The organism is Jeotgalibacillus proteolyticus (genome assembly GCF_002926065.1).
Classification (GTDB): Bacteria; Bacillota; Bacilli; order Bacillales; family Jeotgalibacillaceae; genus Jeotgalibacillus; species Jeotgalibacillus proteolyticus.
This window is the reverse complement of record NZ_PREZ01000010.1, coordinates 43,195-56,153: the sequence shown is the minus strand read 5'-3', so window position 1 is coordinate 56,153 and position 12,959 is coordinate 43,195. Positions and strand designations below refer to the sequence as shown.

Genomic DNA, 12,959 nt, shown 5'->3' with positions numbered 1-12,959 from the left:
AACTTTATTTTATTTAGAATGAAACTAAATTATCAAATCCATTAATTAGAATTATTATAATTTATTGTATTCCTAAACAAAATATTTGTCAATTTTACTGAGGATTTACTACTCTAATTGATAATGAGTATCATAGCCAGCTGTTTTCTAACTAGTGAAGAGGTTAAGAAAAGTGTGTATTTCACCCTCTTTACCCGGTTCACTGCGCTTCAGGGGGACGCTTTCCGCGGGACGGGGCTTGAGCTAACTTGCTACGCAAGTGGATCTCAAGCTCCCGCTTCATCCCGCAGGAGTCGCCCCCTTCCACTCCGTTCACCTCACGTTACTAAATTTATAAATTGTCCATATGCTTTTATCTAGTCAAGAGGATATGCAAGAACGCTAAGAGTCAATCTCCATTACGAGATCCTCATTTCTTTTTTGACACAGCTCTTACGATAAGAAAATGAGGGTTTGTCATGAGATAGTTATAAGATTTTTCATTTACCGTTCTCATTTTTTCTATTGGCTGAGGCTCAATCAATTGATCAAGATGAAAAAATCGGGTGGTATCGTTCACGATCTGCTGCAGAGGTCTTCGATAAAAGCTGACGTCAATCGTAACAGTTGGTTTATTCCAGGTTTCTGTTAACAATTGAGTTTTAAAATAATCTTTACATTCATATCTTGTCCAATCCATAAATGGATGATGAACTGAAAATAAGAGGGTTCCCCCAACTTTTAGAATGCGGTTAAATTCCTGAAAGACAGCAGTCCAATCCTTTAAATAATGAAGCGTAAGTGAGCTGACAATCACATCAAATGAATCTGCCTCAAACGGGAGCGGTTCCTGAAGATCGAGACAATAAAATGATGCCTGTCCGCCTAAACGCTGATTCGCTGCATTTACCATTTCAGGACTCACATCCACTCCCGTAACAATCGCTCCCTGCTGCCACAACTGGGCTGAATACCATCCAGCCGAGCAGCCGGCATCCAGCACCTTTTTTCCTTTTAATGGAGAAGGCAAAGAAGCCATCATAGCGGGGCGTTCATAATAAGCGTTATAAGGACTCCCCTCATCAATATCGTTTTGGTACGTAGAAGCTAGTATGTTATAGATGTCTCTCGTATTTTTGCTCATCTCATCCTCCCTTTGGACACTTAATATGTATAGTATAATGATAATTCGTTTTTACCGTAGCCTTCATTGCTTTCAACCCATTACCTGTTTTTGATTGTTAAAACACAAAAAAACTCCCAGCATAAAGGCTGAGAGTTTTGTAAAAGCAAAGATTAACGTTTTGAGAACTGAGGTGCACGACGAGCGCCTTTAAGACCTGGCTTCTTACGCTCTTTCATGCGAGAGTCACGAGTTAGTAGACCCGCGCTCTTAAGTGCGCCACGGTATTCTGGGTCAACGTGAAGCAATGCACGTGAAATTCCATGACGGATTGCTCCAGCTTGTCCAGTGTAGCCACCACCGTTAACATTTACGAAAATATTGTAGTTACCAAGAGTTTCAGTAATGTTTAGTGGTTGTTTGATTACTTCGCGCAATGCTGCGAATGGAATGTAGTTTTCTACTTCGCGTCCGTTGATCACGATTTGTCCGTCACCTGGTACTAGACGTACACGTGCTACAGAACTTTTACGACGACCTGTTCCGATATATTGAACTTGTGCCAAGATAATTCCCTCCTCTTTAGGTTAAATTAACCGCGTAGCTCGTACGCTTCTGGTTTTTGTGCTGCGTGTGGGTGCTCTGCTCCAGCATATACGTGAAGCTTCTTGAAGATTTGACGTCCAAGAGAGTTCTTTGGAAGCATCCCTTTAATTGCTAGTTCAAGCATTTTCGTAGGGTAGTTTGTACGCATTTCTAATGCAGTACGCTGCTTCAAACCACCTGGGTGCAAGCTGTGACGGTAGTAGATCTTGTCAGTAAGCTTTTTACCTGTAAGGTGAATTTTTTCAGCATTGATGATGATCACGTGATCACCTGTATCAACGTGTGGAGTGAATGTCGGTTTATTTTTACCACGCAAGATTGCAGCAACTTCACTAGCAAGACGTCCAAGAGTTTTACCCTCAGCATCTACTACGAGCCACTTGCGTTCTACTTCGTGACCTTTAGCCATAAATGTTGTACGCATGAGTTTACCTCCTAATAAGTTTAAAATGTTTCATCTATTCTTTTGAGCCGTATTTGAACACATCACTTGATGAGGTCCGGGTCTCATCAATGGGGTGAAATACATACCATAGGCTATAATATAACGTTTCAGCCCGTATGTCAAGGGGATGTTACACCAGGTCGAGTTGTTTTAATAAAAAACTTTTTCACTCAACGATTTCTTCAGAAACCTTTCCTTTGCCCCGCTCACCGTATTCTACCTTCCATAAATAAAGGCCGTGAGGAGGAGCTGTTTTTCCGGCTGCACTCCGGTTTTTCGCCTTTAACATTTCAGGGATGTCAGCAGGGGTGTATTTGCCGCTGCCTACCTCTAAAAGTGTTCCGACCATAATCCGGACCATATTATATAAGAAGCCATTGCCCTTTACGATAAAGATCCATTCAGAGCCCTGTTCGATAATATCAAAATACTCAATGGTCCTTACGCGATCGACTACCGCTGATTTTGCGACAGAAAAGCTTGTAAAGTCATGCTCGCCTACAAAATGCCGGGCAGCTTCCCGCATCAGTGCAAGATCAATCGTCACAGGATGGTGAACGGCGTAGTGGCGGCGAAACGGGGTGGGAAATTCGCCTCTGTCAATAACATAGCGGTATTCTTTCCCGCTTGTCTGGAACCGTGCATGGAAGTCAGGGTCTGCTTCCTCCACATTCATAACCACAATATCGTCCGGAAGCTTCTGATTTAACACGACAGGCCATCTTTCGGCCGGGATGCTGTAATCAGTGTCAAAATGAATAACCTGCCCTACAGCATGCACACGGGCGTCTGTACGGCCGCTTGCTGTCACCCGTGTCCTTTTGCCTTTATGGATCTCTGTTAAGACACGCTCGAGCTCTCCCTGGACGGTTCTCCCCCGCGCCTGGACCTGATAACCGAAAAAGCCGGCCCCGTCGTATGAAATGATGCATTTAAATCTGGGCATTCAAAATCCTCCTTACAGCCAAAACCTCATCCAGCTTAAAATTCCAGCCAAGATAATCAGTGTGAAAAGAGCCATCGTATCACGGATATGCCAGTTTAATAACCGGTACTTCGTTCTGCCTTCGCCGCCGCGATAGCCTCTTACCTCCATCGCTGTTGCCAGATCCTCAGCCCGTTTAAAGGCATTCACAAATAATGGAATCATTAACGGTACAACGGCTTTAATTCTGTCTTTTAACGGACCGCTCGACATATCTGACCCTCTGGCCATCTGCGCCTTCATAATCTTGTCTGTTTCGTCCATCAGCGTTGGGATAAACCGCAGTGCAATGGACATCATCAAGGCAAGCTCATGGGCCGGGAATTTAATTTTCTTTAAAGGATTCAGCAGACTCTCAAGACCATCTGTAATGGAAATAGGCGTGGTTGTCAGCGTTAAGAGAGAAGTCATAAAGACTAATAGTAAAAAGCGTGTTGAAATCATAAACGCCTGCCTTATCCCTTCTTCGTAAATCGTCAGGAAGCCAAGATCCAGCACGACTCTTCCTTCCCTCGCAAAAAAGATTTGAAGAATGAAGGTGAAGGCAATCAGAATCATAACAGGCTTTAGGCCGCTGATTAAAAAGCGAACCGTAATGCCTGACATCCAGATGGATGCCAGTGTGTAAATAGCCGCTATTCCATACGCCCAGGCGTTATCTGCTAAAAATATAATCGCAATAAAGGCAAAAACAAAAATCAGCTTCGCTCTGGGGTCCATGCGATGGACAATGGAATCAGCAGGAATGTAGCGTCCAAAGATCATTTTTTCCATCATGTTGCCTTACCTCCTGACAGCTCGCTAAAGGAGGCTGCCAGCTCCTCAATCGATAAACAGATTCCTGGCAATTTGCGCCCTGCTTTGGCCTCAAGCATCCGTTGGAACCTTACAACCTCCGGAACCCCAAGACCCCACTCAGAAAGGCGCTCAGCGTCACTGAAGAGCTCTCGCGGAGTGCCCTCATGGACCTTTTTGCCTTTATGAAGCACGACAACCTTATCAGCGTAATCCGCTGCGTCCTCCATGCTGTGGGTAACAAGGATCATGGTCATCTTTCTTTCTTTATGAAGACGGAAAAACATGTTCATCATTTCCTTGCGTCCTCGGGGATCGAGTCCCGCAGTCGGCTCATCGAGTACAAGCACCTCAGGCTCCATCGCAAGAACACCTGCAATGGCTACCCGCCTCATTTGTCCGCCTGATAAATCAAACGGGGATTCCTGCAGAATCTCCTCTGACAAACCAACCTGCTTGATCCAATAGACTGCACGGCATTTTGCTTCTTCCTCACTCACGCCAAAGTTCATTGGACCATAACAAATATCCTTCAGAACAGTTTCTTCAAAGAGCTGCTGCTCAGGAAATTGAAAGACGATGCCAACCTTTTGACGTATCGGCTTTAAGTCCTTTTCCTTGCGTCCAGCCTTTACCGTTCTGTCTCCGATGACTACTGAGCCTGAAGTCGGTTTTAACAGCGCATTAAGATGCAGCAGAATCGTTGATTTACCTGACCCTGTATGACCAATAACGGCAACACACTCACCGCTTGAAACCGTGAATGAGACGTTCTCAACTGCTTTTTTTTCAAATGGCGACCCCGCCGCATAACGATATTCTACTTCTTGAAGTGAGATGTCCATAGCTCATTCACCAACTCTTCTTCTGTTAAATGCTGTCCCTGCACCGGAACACCCTGCGCTTTTAATGCGTTTCCCATTTTGATCGGAAAGGGTAAATCCAGCCCTAAACTGACCAATTCATCACCGAGCTCGAAAATTTCCTCGGGTGTACCCGTACGGTAAACCTCTCCCTGGTTCATGACAATCAGGCGATCCGCTTTTGCAGCCTCTTCTAAATCATGCGTAATGGAAAGAACGGTCATCTCCTGCTCCTGCTTTAAAGCGCGAACCAGTGAGATCACCTCCTGCCGTCCTGTTGGATCAAGCATGGAAGTGGCTTCATCCAGAATAATGATATCGGGCTGGAGAGCCAGCACACTCGCCATCGCCACCCGCTGCTTTTGGCCGCCTGACAGATGGTGTGGCTCTTGATTTAGAAAGTCATCCATTTTCACCTGTCTCAGTGCGCTGTGAACACGCCTGACCATATCCTCATGAGGGACGCCATGGTTCTCCAAGCCAAAAGCCACATCATCTTGCACGGTTGTTCCGACAAATTGATTATCCGGATTTTGAAAGACCATCCCGATATGCTTCCTTGTCTCCCATACTGTGTCTTTTTCAAGCTTTTTACCCGCTATATGAATACTTCCCGCTTTAGGAAAATAAAGTCCATTCATTAATTTGGCAAGTGTTGATTTGCCGGAGCCGTTATGACCTACAATGGCTACCCATTCCCCTTCACGCACTGAAAAGGAAACATTCTTTAGCACCTGCTGCTCTGAACCTGGGTAGTGAAATGTGATAGAGTCCAGTGAAATAACTTCGCGTGACATCTATTCAAACCTCCTGACTAAACTGGCAGCCAGCACCTTTGCTTTTAAAAGGATTGCAGCTGATGCTAGATTCTCTCTATATACTTGCTATTCTCTACTCATCTGGATCAAAAACCTTTTTATACAAAAAAAGCGCGCACCTCATTCAAGGAAATGCGCTCGCTTGATTATCAAATCTATACGTTCCTATCCATTGTGACGATGGATGAATGAGGTGCTAAGAGCTAGACGCGACAGGGTTAGGTAAAACCTAAAGCCTGCCCATCGTAACACTCTGCTTTTTGCTTGTCGTCGTATTAAATCTGGTAGCTTTTAAAGAAAGAGGGCGAGAGCAGTTAGGCTCTAACTGTTCCGCCCTCTGTAAGTGTACGAATTAAACTAATTCGATAATAACCATTGGTGCGCCGTCTCCACGACGAGGACCAACTTTCATGATGCGAGTATATCCGCCTTGACGCTCTGCGTAGCGTGGTGCTACATCGTCAAATAACTTTTGAAGAGCGTATACTGAAGACTCAGCGCCTTCTTCATTCGTTGTAACGGCTTTATCACGACGGATGTAAGCAGCTGCTTGACGACGTGCGTGCAAGTCACCGCGTTTTCCAAGTGTGATCATTTTTTCTGCTACTGAGCGAAGTTCTTTCGCACGAGTTTCAGTTGTTTCAATGCGTTCGTTAACGATCAAGTCTGTCGTAAGGTCACGTAGAAGTGCTTTACGCTGAGAGCTTGTACGTCCTAACTTTCTGTATGCCATGAAGGGTTCCCTCCTTTGTTGAAATGGTGTCTAACTTTTATTCGTTCGACCTGAATCAGTCTTCTCTGCGAAGTCCCAATCCAAGATCATCTAATTTAGCCTTAACTTCTTCAAGTGATTTGCGTCCGAGGTTACGCACCTTCATCATGTCCTCTTCTGACTTGTTAGCCAGCTCCTGAACAGTGTTGATTCCTGCACGCTTCAGGCAGTTATAAGAACGAACAGATAAATCCAGCTCTTCGATCGTCATCTCAAGAACTTTTTCTTTCTGGTCTTCCTCTTTCTCTACCATGATTTCTGCATTCTGCGCTTCATTCGTCAAACCTACAAAAATATTAAGGTGTTCTGTCAGAATCTTAGCACCTAAAGCAATTGCTTCCTTAGGACCAATGCTTCCATCTGTCCAGACATCAAGAGAAAGCTTATCGAAATTCGTCATTTGACCAACACGAGTATTTTCAACCTGATAGTTTACACGAGAAACAGGTGTGTAAATCGAGTCAATTGGAATAACACCAATCGGTAGATCCTCACGCTTGTTTTGATCAGCAGGCGTGTAGCCGCGGCCGCGTGATGCGCTTAAACGCATACGAAGATGTCCGTTTTTGCCAATCGTTGCAATGTACAGGTCAGGGTTTAAAATCTCAACGTCGCTGTCATGGGTAATGTCAGCAGCTGTGATCACGCCATCGCCTTGCACATCAATTTCAAGTGTTTTTTCTTCATCTGAATAGATCTTTAATGCCAGCTTCTTGATATTCAAAATGATTGTTGTAACGTCCTCTACGACACCTTCAATAGTTGAAAATTCGTGAAGAACACTGTCAATTTGAATTGAAGTGATTGCAGCACCAGGAAGTGAGGATAACAGGATACGACGCAAGGAGTTACCCAATGTTGTACCATATCCACGCTCTAGTGGCTCTACAACGAATTTTCCGTACTTGGCATCATCGTTGATCTCAACCGTCTCAATTTTTGGCTTTTCAATTTCGATCATTCAAATTTACCCTCCTTCAAAACGTCGAAATCCCGGATGTTTTGATTCTATGAATCATTCCGAAATTCCCCATGTCTATCATACCCATTGTGCTTTACAACCGGATCTTTCATTTTCTGTACGAAGGAATCTATGATCCCAGTATCGACAAGGATCCAGATTTTATACAGAAAAATTAAACACGACGACGTTTAGGTGGGCGGCAGCCATTATGTGGAACTGGAGTAACGTCTTTAATCGCCGTTACATCAAGACCTGCAGCTTGAAGTGCACGGATAGCCGCTTCACGACCTGCACCAGGACCTTTTACTGTTACTTCAAGAGTTCTTAGACCATGTTCCATAGAAGCTTTAGCTGCTGTTTCAGCTGCCATTTGAGCTGCGAATGGAGTAGATTTACGAGATCCTCTGAAACCAAGTGAACCAGCACTTGACCATGCAATTGCATTACCATGAGTATCTGTAATCATCACGATTGTATTGTTAAAAGTTGAGCGAATGTGAGCAATACCAGCTTCGATATTCTTTTTCACACGACGCTTACGAGTTTGTTGTTTACGTGCCATGTTAAGAAGAAACCTCCTTTACTAATTATTTTTTCTTGTTAGCTACGGTCTTACGAGGACCTTTACGAGTACGTGCATTGTTCTTCGTGTGCTGTCCGCGAACAGGAAGTCCACGACGGTGACGAAGGCCACGGTACGAACCGATTTCCATTAGACGTTTGATGTTAAGGGATACTTCACGGCGAAGGTCACCTTCAACTTTCAAACGGTCAACGATTTCACGGATTTTATTAAGCTCATCTTCAGTCAAATCGCGAACGCGAGTGTCTTCAGATACGCCTGCTTCAGCAAGAATTTGACCTGCTGTTGATTTTCCAATACCAAAGATATACGTTAGAGAGATCACAACGCGTTTGTCACGCGGAATGTCTACACCAGCAATACGTGCCATTTAATAGAGCACCTCCTTCTTTATTAGCCTTGTTTTTGTTTATGCTTAGGATTTTCGCAAATCACCATTACTTTGCCGCGTCTGCGGATGACTTTACACTTTTCGCAGATCGGCTTAACAGATGGTCTGACTTTCATCTTATCTAAACCTCCTTAGTGGTTCGGAGTGCAAAAGATTATTTGTAACGGTAAGTGATACGGCCACGCGTCAAGTCATATGGAGAAAGCTCCACTGTTACCCGGTCGCCTGGTAAGATCCGAATAAAATGCATGCGAATTTTACCGGAAACGTGTGCAAGCACACTGTGACCATTCTCTAATTCTACCTTAAACATTGCGTTAGGCAAAGTCTCAACTACGGTTCCTTCAATTTCAATAACATCGTCTTTCGCCATCGAACAAGTCTCCCTTCTTTATCAAGCTTTCAGGATCTCATGAACAAATGATTGTACTGCATGACGCAGTTTTCCATTTGTCACACGCCCAGTTTCAGATATACTATTTTGAACCTCCGGGGATACATAATCGCATGAAGTCAAATGCTGAATGTTTTTCTTCTTGGGGCGGTCGAACTTCCGGCGTTCGCCATCCGCAATTAAAACAAACTTCTCATCCAACCGATGAATGACAACCGCGTATGTCAAAGCATCACGGCCCTTGTTCACATGCACAATCTGCCCTATCCCGGGGGGCGAATCGGAATCAAACAATAAGGATCACCTTCACTTAGGCTTTTGTCAGGATTTCATAACCGTCCTCAGTAATGGCAATCGTGTGTTCAAAATGCGCACACATTTTACCATCTACGGTCACTACTGTCCAGTTATCAGAAAGAGTTTTAACATAACGACTTCCTGCATTCACCATCGGTTCAATGGCTAGTACCATGCCGGGCTTCAGGCGCGGTCCTTTGTTGGGAGGTCCATAATGAGGAATTTGTGGTGCCTCATGCAAGTCTTGCCCAACTCCGTGCCCAACATACTCCCGTACAATTGAAAATGCATGATCTTCAACATAGGTTTGTATGGCATGAGAAATGTTCGAAAGACGAACCCCGGATTTAGCTTCCTTAAGTCCAAGAAAAAGTGATTCTTCCGTGACAGTAAGTAGCTTCTGTGTGTCAGCAGTAATACTGCCGACCGGATAAGTCCAGGCTGAATCTCCATGGTAGCCTTTGTAATGCGCACCGATATCGATAGAGATGATGTCTCCATCTTTTAGCTTCCGGTTACCCGGAATCCCATGAACAAGCTCTTCATTAACCGAAGCACAGATGCTGCCGCTAAAACCATTGTATCCTTTAAAGGACGGAACCGCGTCATGCTGCCGGATAAACCGATCAGCAATCGCATCGAGTTCCTTCGTCGTGATTCCAGGCGCAATATGCTTTTGCAACTCCTGATGGGTTAACGCAACAATCTTGCCTGCTTCGCGCATGATCTCGAGCTCGCGAGGAGTCTTGCAAATGATCATTAGCGAAGGCCTCCGAGCAAGTCATCAATATCAACGAATACCTTTTTGATATCCTGTTGGCCATTAATGTCTTCCAACACGCCTTTTTGACCATAGAAGTCAAGAAGTGGCTGCGTTTGTTTCATATTTACATCTAAACGATTCTTAACAGTTTCAGGCTTGTCATCATCACGCTGGTAAAGCTCTCCACCGTCTTTATCACATTTGCCCTCTACTGCAGGAGGATTGAAGATGGTGTGATACGCAGTTCCACAGTCTCTGCAAATCCAGCGTCCTGTGAGGCGTTCAACCAATTTATCATAGTCCACCTTGATGTTTAGAACATAGTCTATATTCTTGCCAAGATCAGCCAGTAACTGGTCAAGCGCTGCCGCCTGAGCCACTGTTCTTGGGAATCCATCGAGCAAGAAACCATTGCTGCAGTCATCCTTACTTAATCGCTCACGTACAATCCCGATGGTTACTTCATCCGGTACCAGTTCACCCTGGTCCATATACGATTTTGCTTCTAAGCCTAATTCCGTGCCGTTTTTAATTGCAGCGCGGAACATATCCCCTGTAGAGATATGAGGAATTTTATATTTATCTACAATCTGATCAGCCTGAGTGCCTTTACCGGCTCCAGGTAATCCCATTAAAACAATATTCACAAGTAAGCCCCCTCAAATTTGATGGGCTTCGGGGCAGTCAAAAGACCCCCAAAACCATGTGATTATCTCATAAATCCTTTGTAGTTCCGTTTCACCAGCTGTGACTCCAATTGCTTCATTGTTTCAAGCGCAACCCCTACAACGATCAAAAGACTTGTACCGCCTATTTGAACGGATTGAGGAAGTCCCGCAAGGTTAATGAAGAAAATCGGAAGAATTGAGATCACAGATAAGAAAATAGCTCCTACAAAAGTTAAACGGTACAGAACGCTTGTCAGGTAATCCTGAGTTGCTCTTCCCGGACGGATGCCTGGGATGTAACCGCCTTGTTTCTTAAGGTTTTCAGCCATGTTTTCCGGATTAACCTGAATGAAGGCATAAAAATACGTAAACGCGATAATTAAACCGACATAAATGGTCATCCCGATTGGCTGAGTATAATCGAACACTTCCTGGATCGTCGTCGTGATGTTGTTAGATCCGAAGAAGGTTACTAAGGTTTGAGGGGTAATAATAAAGGAAATCGCGAAGATAACCGGAATTACACCCGCAGCATTTACTTTTAAAGGCAGGTGAGTCGATTGACCACCCGTGCCGGGAGCATTTTTCCCTCCCACACGTTTTGCATACTGTACAGGGATTTTACGCAGCGCCTGCTGAATAAAGATAACCCCGACTGTAATTGCAATAACTGCTAATACAAGTAAAAGCATGATAATGATATTCAAGAAAAGCTGCTCTCCAGCTCCCTGAATTTGCTGCACGTAAATTTGATTAACGGCGTTAGGAATAGCTGCCACGATACCTGCAAAGATGATGATGGAAATTCCGTTTCCAACTCCCTTTGCCGTGATTTGCTCTCCTAACCACATTAAGAAGGCAGTACCCGCAGTCAGAACAATCGCAATCAGAAGATACGTTCCAATGGAAGTATCCTGGATTAACGTTCCTCCATACATACGGTTAAACCCGTAAGACATTCCGATCGCCTGGATGAAACCAAGGACGATAGTGAAATATCTTGTAAATTGAGTGAGCTTGCGTCGGCCAACATCCCCCTGCTTTGCCCACTCTGCAAATTTCGGTACTACGTCCATTTGCAAAAGCTGAACAATGATGGATGCCGTAATGTACGGCATGATTCCCATCGCAAGAATAGAGAAGTTGATCAAAGCTCCACCGCCAAATGTATTCATGAAGCCGATCAGGCCGGCCATTTCGTCCTGTGCCTGTAACACGCTTGCATCTACACCTGGAACGGGTATAAATGTTCCAATTCGGAATACCACCAACATTAAAAGGGTGAAAATAATTTTGTTTCTTATATCACCCACGCGCATAAAATTGGAGATTGTACGAAACATTAAACCACCTCAGTTGTTCCGCCAGCAGCTTCGATCGCTTCTTTAGCAGTAGAAGAGAATTTGTGAGCTTTAACAGTTAGTTTCTTCTCGATTTTCCCTTTTGCAAGAATCTTGATACCCGCTCTTTCTTTGCTTACAACACCAGTTTCGATAAGAAGTTCTGGTGTTACTTCAGTACCTTCTTCGAAACGGTTTAACGCATCAAGGTTCACAACAGTGAATTCCTTGCGGTGGATATTTGTGAATCCACGCTTTGGAAGACGACGTGCTAGTGGGTTTTGACCACCCTCGAAGCCAGGACGTACTCCGCCGCCTGAACGGGCGTTTTGACCTTTGTGACCTTTACCAGAAGTTTTACCGTTACCAGAACCGATACCGCGTCCTACACGATTACGCTCCTTACGAGAACCTTCTGCAGGTTTTAACTCATGAAGTTTCATAGTGGCACCTCCTTGTTGATAGACATTATATTAAAGTTCTTTGACTGATACCAAGTGAGAAACTTTGTTAATCATACCACGGATCGCAGCATTATCTTGTTGCTCAACCGTTTGGTTTGTTTTGCGCAAACCTAGTGCTTCAACTGTTTTGCGTTGATCTTTGTTACGGCCGATCAAGCTGCGAGTGAGGGTAATTGCTAGTTTATTCGCCATCAAATTTCCCTCCTTATCCTAACAGTTCTTCCACTGATTTGCCACGAAGTTTCGCGACGTCTTCTGCACGCTTAAGCTGCGTAAGACCGTTAATAGTGGCACGAACCATGTTGATTGGTGTGTTAGATCCTAGAGATTTAGATAGGATGTCAGCGACACCTGCAAGCTCAAGTACCGCACGAACCGGTCCACCAGCGATGATTCCTGTACCAGGAGAAGCTGGCTTGATCAGGATTGAACCTGCTCCAAAGCGACCTGTTACTAGGTGAGGAGTTGTTCCTCCTACCATTGGTACTTCAACAAGATTTTTCTTCGCGTCTTCGATTGCTTTACGGATCGCATCAGGAACCTCTTGGGCTTTACCTGTACCGAATCCTACGTGGCCGTTCTTGTCGCCTACTACTACAAGAGCAGAGAAACGGAAGCGGCGTCCACCTTTAACAACCTTAGCGACACGGTTAATCGTAACTACGCGTTCTTCAAGTTCGAGTTTGTTTGGATCAATGCGACGCATCTG

Annotated in this window: 20 protein-coding genes; all 20 read right to left on the bottom strand. The window is 44.5% G+C overall.

Annotated elements, in window-relative coordinates; all coding sequences use genetic code 11:
* Positions 1–409: 409 nt before the first annotated feature.
* Positions 410–1,123 (bottom strand): class I SAM-dependent methyltransferase, encoded by a 714-nt coding sequence (locus C4B60_RS20175; protein ID WP_104059768.1) that lies wholly within the window; start codon positions 1,121–1,123, stop codon positions 410–412.
* A gap of 152 nt (positions 1,124–1,275) precedes the next feature.
* The gene (gene rpsI / locus C4B60_RS20170; protein WP_104059767.1) at positions 1,276–1,668 is read right to left on the bottom strand and encodes a 30S ribosomal protein S9; all 393 of its coding nucleotides are present in this window, start codon (positions 1,666–1,668) and stop codon (positions 1,276–1,278) included.
* Between the two features lie 26 nt (positions 1,669–1,694).
* On the bottom strand, positions 1,695–2,132 hold the full coding sequence (gene rplM / locus C4B60_RS20165) for a 50S ribosomal protein L13 (RefSeq protein ID WP_104059766.1): 438 nt from the start codon (positions 2,130–2,132) through the stop codon (positions 1,695–1,697).
* A gap of 187 nt (positions 2,133–2,319) precedes the next feature.
* Positions 2,320–3,099 carry a tRNA pseudouridine(38-40) synthase TruA gene (truA, locus tag C4B60_RS20160; RefSeq protein ID WP_104059765.1) on the bottom strand — a complete coding sequence of 260 codons (780 nt, stop codon included), beginning with the start codon at positions 3,097–3,099 and terminating at the stop codon, positions 2,320–2,322.
* A 12-nt stretch (positions 3,100–3,111) separates the two neighbouring features.
* Positions 3,112–3,915, bottom strand: coding sequence for an energy-coupling factor transporter transmembrane component T family protein (locus C4B60_RS20155; protein ID WP_104059764.1), 804 nt, complete (start codon positions 3,913–3,915; stop codon positions 3,112–3,114).
* Positions 3,912–4,778 carry an energy-coupling factor ABC transporter ATP-binding protein gene (locus tag C4B60_RS20150; RefSeq protein ID WP_104059763.1) on the bottom strand — a complete coding sequence of 289 codons (867 nt, stop codon included), beginning with the start codon at positions 4,776–4,778 and terminating at the stop codon, positions 3,912–3,914. Before C4B60_RS20150 ends, C4B60_RS20155 begins: the two co-directional genes overlap by 4 nt.
* Entirely contained in the window at positions 4,754–5,593 is an 840-nt protein-coding gene (locus C4B60_RS20145) for an energy-coupling factor ABC transporter ATP-binding protein (protein WP_104059762.1), read from the bottom strand. The genes C4B60_RS20150 and C4B60_RS20145 overlap by 25 nt, the downstream gene beginning before the upstream one ends.
* Positions 5,594–5,966: 373 nt before the next feature.
* Positions 5,967–6,347: a 50S ribosomal protein L17 gene (gene rplQ / locus C4B60_RS20140; protein WP_104059761.1), complete on the bottom strand. Its 381-nt coding sequence runs from the start codon at positions 6,345–6,347 to the stop codon at positions 5,967–5,969.
* 55 nt (positions 6,348–6,402) lie between these two features.
* Positions 6,403–7,347 carry a DNA-directed RNA polymerase subunit alpha gene (locus tag C4B60_RS20135; RefSeq protein WP_104059760.1) on the bottom strand — a complete coding sequence of 315 codons (945 nt, stop codon included), beginning with the start codon at positions 7,345–7,347 and terminating at the stop codon, positions 6,403–6,405.
* Between the two features lie 175 nt (positions 7,348–7,522).
* Entirely contained in the window at positions 7,523–7,912 is a 390-nt protein-coding gene (gene rpsK / locus C4B60_RS20130; protein WP_041054868.1) for a 30S ribosomal protein S11, read from the bottom strand.
* A gap of 25 nt (positions 7,913–7,937) precedes the next feature.
* Positions 7,938–8,303, bottom strand: a complete 366-nt coding sequence (gene rpsM, locus C4B60_RS20125) for a 30S ribosomal protein S13 (protein WP_104059759.1) — start codon at positions 8,301–8,303, stop codon at positions 7,938–7,940.
* Positions 8,304–8,326: 23 nt separating this feature from the next.
* A complete protein-coding gene (rpmJ, locus tag C4B60_RS20120; RefSeq protein WP_000868344.1) occupies positions 8,327–8,440 on the bottom strand; it encodes a 50S ribosomal protein L36 in 114 nt (37 codons plus the stop codon).
* A 38-nt stretch (positions 8,441–8,478) separates the two neighbouring features.
* A complete protein-coding gene (gene infA / locus C4B60_RS20115) occupies positions 8,479–8,697 on the bottom strand; it encodes a translation initiation factor IF-1 (protein WP_104059758.1) in 219 nt (72 codons plus the stop codon).
* A gap of 21 nt (positions 8,698–8,718) precedes the next feature.
* Entirely contained in the window at positions 8,719–9,012 is a 294-nt protein-coding gene (locus C4B60_RS20110) for a KOW domain-containing RNA-binding protein (protein WP_342365054.1), read from the bottom strand.
* A gap of 16 nt (positions 9,013–9,028) precedes the next feature.
* Positions 9,029–9,775 carry a type I methionyl aminopeptidase gene (map, locus tag C4B60_RS20105; RefSeq protein WP_104059757.1) on the bottom strand — a complete coding sequence of 249 codons (747 nt, stop codon included), beginning with the start codon at positions 9,773–9,775 and terminating at the stop codon, positions 9,029–9,031.
* Positions 9,775–10,425: an adenylate kinase gene (locus C4B60_RS20100; RefSeq protein WP_104059756.1), complete on the bottom strand. Its 651-nt coding sequence runs from the start codon at positions 10,423–10,425 to the stop codon at positions 9,775–9,777. Before C4B60_RS20100 ends, map begins: the two co-directional genes overlap by 1 nt.
* A 62-nt stretch (positions 10,426–10,487) precedes the next feature.
* The gene (gene secY, locus C4B60_RS20095) at positions 10,488–11,789 is read right to left on the bottom strand and encodes a preprotein translocase subunit SecY (RefSeq protein WP_104059755.1); all 1,302 of its coding nucleotides are present in this window, start codon (positions 11,787–11,789) and stop codon (positions 10,488–10,490) included.
* Positions 11,789–12,229, bottom strand: a complete 441-nt coding sequence (gene rplO / locus C4B60_RS20090) for a 50S ribosomal protein L15 (protein ID WP_104059754.1) — start codon at positions 12,227–12,229, stop codon at positions 11,789–11,791. Before rplO ends, secY begins: the two co-directional genes overlap by 1 nt.
* A 30-nt stretch (positions 12,230–12,259) precedes the next feature.
* A complete protein-coding gene (gene rpmD / locus C4B60_RS20085) occupies positions 12,260–12,442 on the bottom strand; it encodes a 50S ribosomal protein L30 (protein WP_041054725.1) in 183 nt (60 codons plus the stop codon).
* 13 nt (positions 12,443–12,455) lie between these two features.
* A complete protein-coding gene (gene rpsE / locus C4B60_RS20080) occupies positions 12,456–12,956 on the bottom strand; it encodes a 30S ribosomal protein S5 (protein ID WP_104059753.1) in 501 nt (166 codons plus the stop codon).
* Between the last annotated feature and the right edge of the window lie 3 nt (positions 12,957–12,959).

What these genes read in the sequence shown, in the direction of transcription:
- rplQ (WP_104059761.1), bottom strand. Translation starts at nt 6,347, where the DNA reads ATGGCATACAGAAAGTTAGGACGTACAAGCTCTCAGCGTAAAGCACTT.
- rplO (WP_104059754.1), bottom strand. Translation starts at nt 12,229, where the DNA reads ATGAAACTTCATGAGTTAAAACCTGCAGAAGGTTCTCGTAAGGAGCGT.
- rpsE (WP_104059753.1), bottom strand. Translation starts at nt 12,956, where the DNA reads ATGCGTCGCATTGATCCAAACAAACTCGAACTTGAAGAACGCGTAGTT.
- infA (WP_104059758.1), bottom strand. Translation starts at nt 8,697, where the DNA reads ATGGCGAAAGACGATGTTATTGAAATTGAAGGAACCGTAGTTGAGACT.
- C4B60_RS20135 (WP_104059760.1), bottom strand. Translation starts at nt 7,347, where the DNA reads ATGATCGAAATTGAAAAGCCAAAAATTGAGACGGTTGAGATCAACGAT.
- C4B60_RS20155 (WP_104059764.1), bottom strand. Translation starts at nt 3,915, where the DNA reads ATGATGGAAAAAATGATCTTTGGACGCTACATTCCTGCTGATTCCATT.
- rpsK (WP_041054868.1), bottom strand. Translation starts at nt 7,912, where the DNA reads ATGGCACGTAAACAACAAACTCGTAAGCGTCGTGTGAAAAAGAATATC.
- rpsM (WP_104059759.1), bottom strand. Translation starts at nt 8,303, where the DNA reads ATGGCACGTATTGCTGGTGTAGACATTCCGCGTGACAAACGCGTTGTG.
- rplM (WP_104059766.1), bottom strand. Translation starts at nt 2,132, where the DNA reads ATGCGTACAACATTTATGGCTAAAGGTCACGAAGTAGAACGCAAGTGG.
- C4B60_RS20145 (WP_104059762.1), bottom strand. Translation starts at nt 5,593, where the DNA reads ATGTCACGCGAAGTTATTTCACTGGACTCTATCACATTTCACTACCCA.
- rpmD (WP_041054725.1), bottom strand. Translation starts at nt 12,442, where the DNA reads ATGGCGAATAAACTAGCAATTACCCTCACTCGCAGCTTGATCGGCCGT.
- secY (WP_104059755.1), bottom strand. Translation starts at nt 11,789, where the DNA reads ATGTTTCGTACAATCTCCAATTTTATGCGCGTGGGTGATATAAGAAAC.
- C4B60_RS20175 (WP_104059768.1), bottom strand. Translation starts at nt 1,123, where the DNA reads ATGAGCAAAAATACGAGAGACATCTATAACATACTAGCTTCTACGTAC.
- rpmJ (WP_000868344.1), bottom strand. Translation starts at nt 8,440, where the DNA reads ATGAAAGTCAGACCATCTGTTAAGCCGATCTGCGAAAAGTGTAAAGTC.
- truA (WP_104059765.1), bottom strand. Translation starts at nt 3,099, where the DNA reads ATGCCCAGATTTAAATGCATCATTTCATACGACGGGGCCGGCTTTTTC.
- C4B60_RS20150 (WP_104059763.1), bottom strand. Translation starts at nt 4,778, where the DNA reads ATGGACATCTCACTTCAAGAAGTAGAATATCGTTATGCGGCGGGGTCG.
- map (WP_104059757.1), bottom strand. Translation starts at nt 9,775, where the DNA reads ATGATCATTTGCAAGACTCCTCGCGAGCTCGAGATCATGCGCGAAGCA.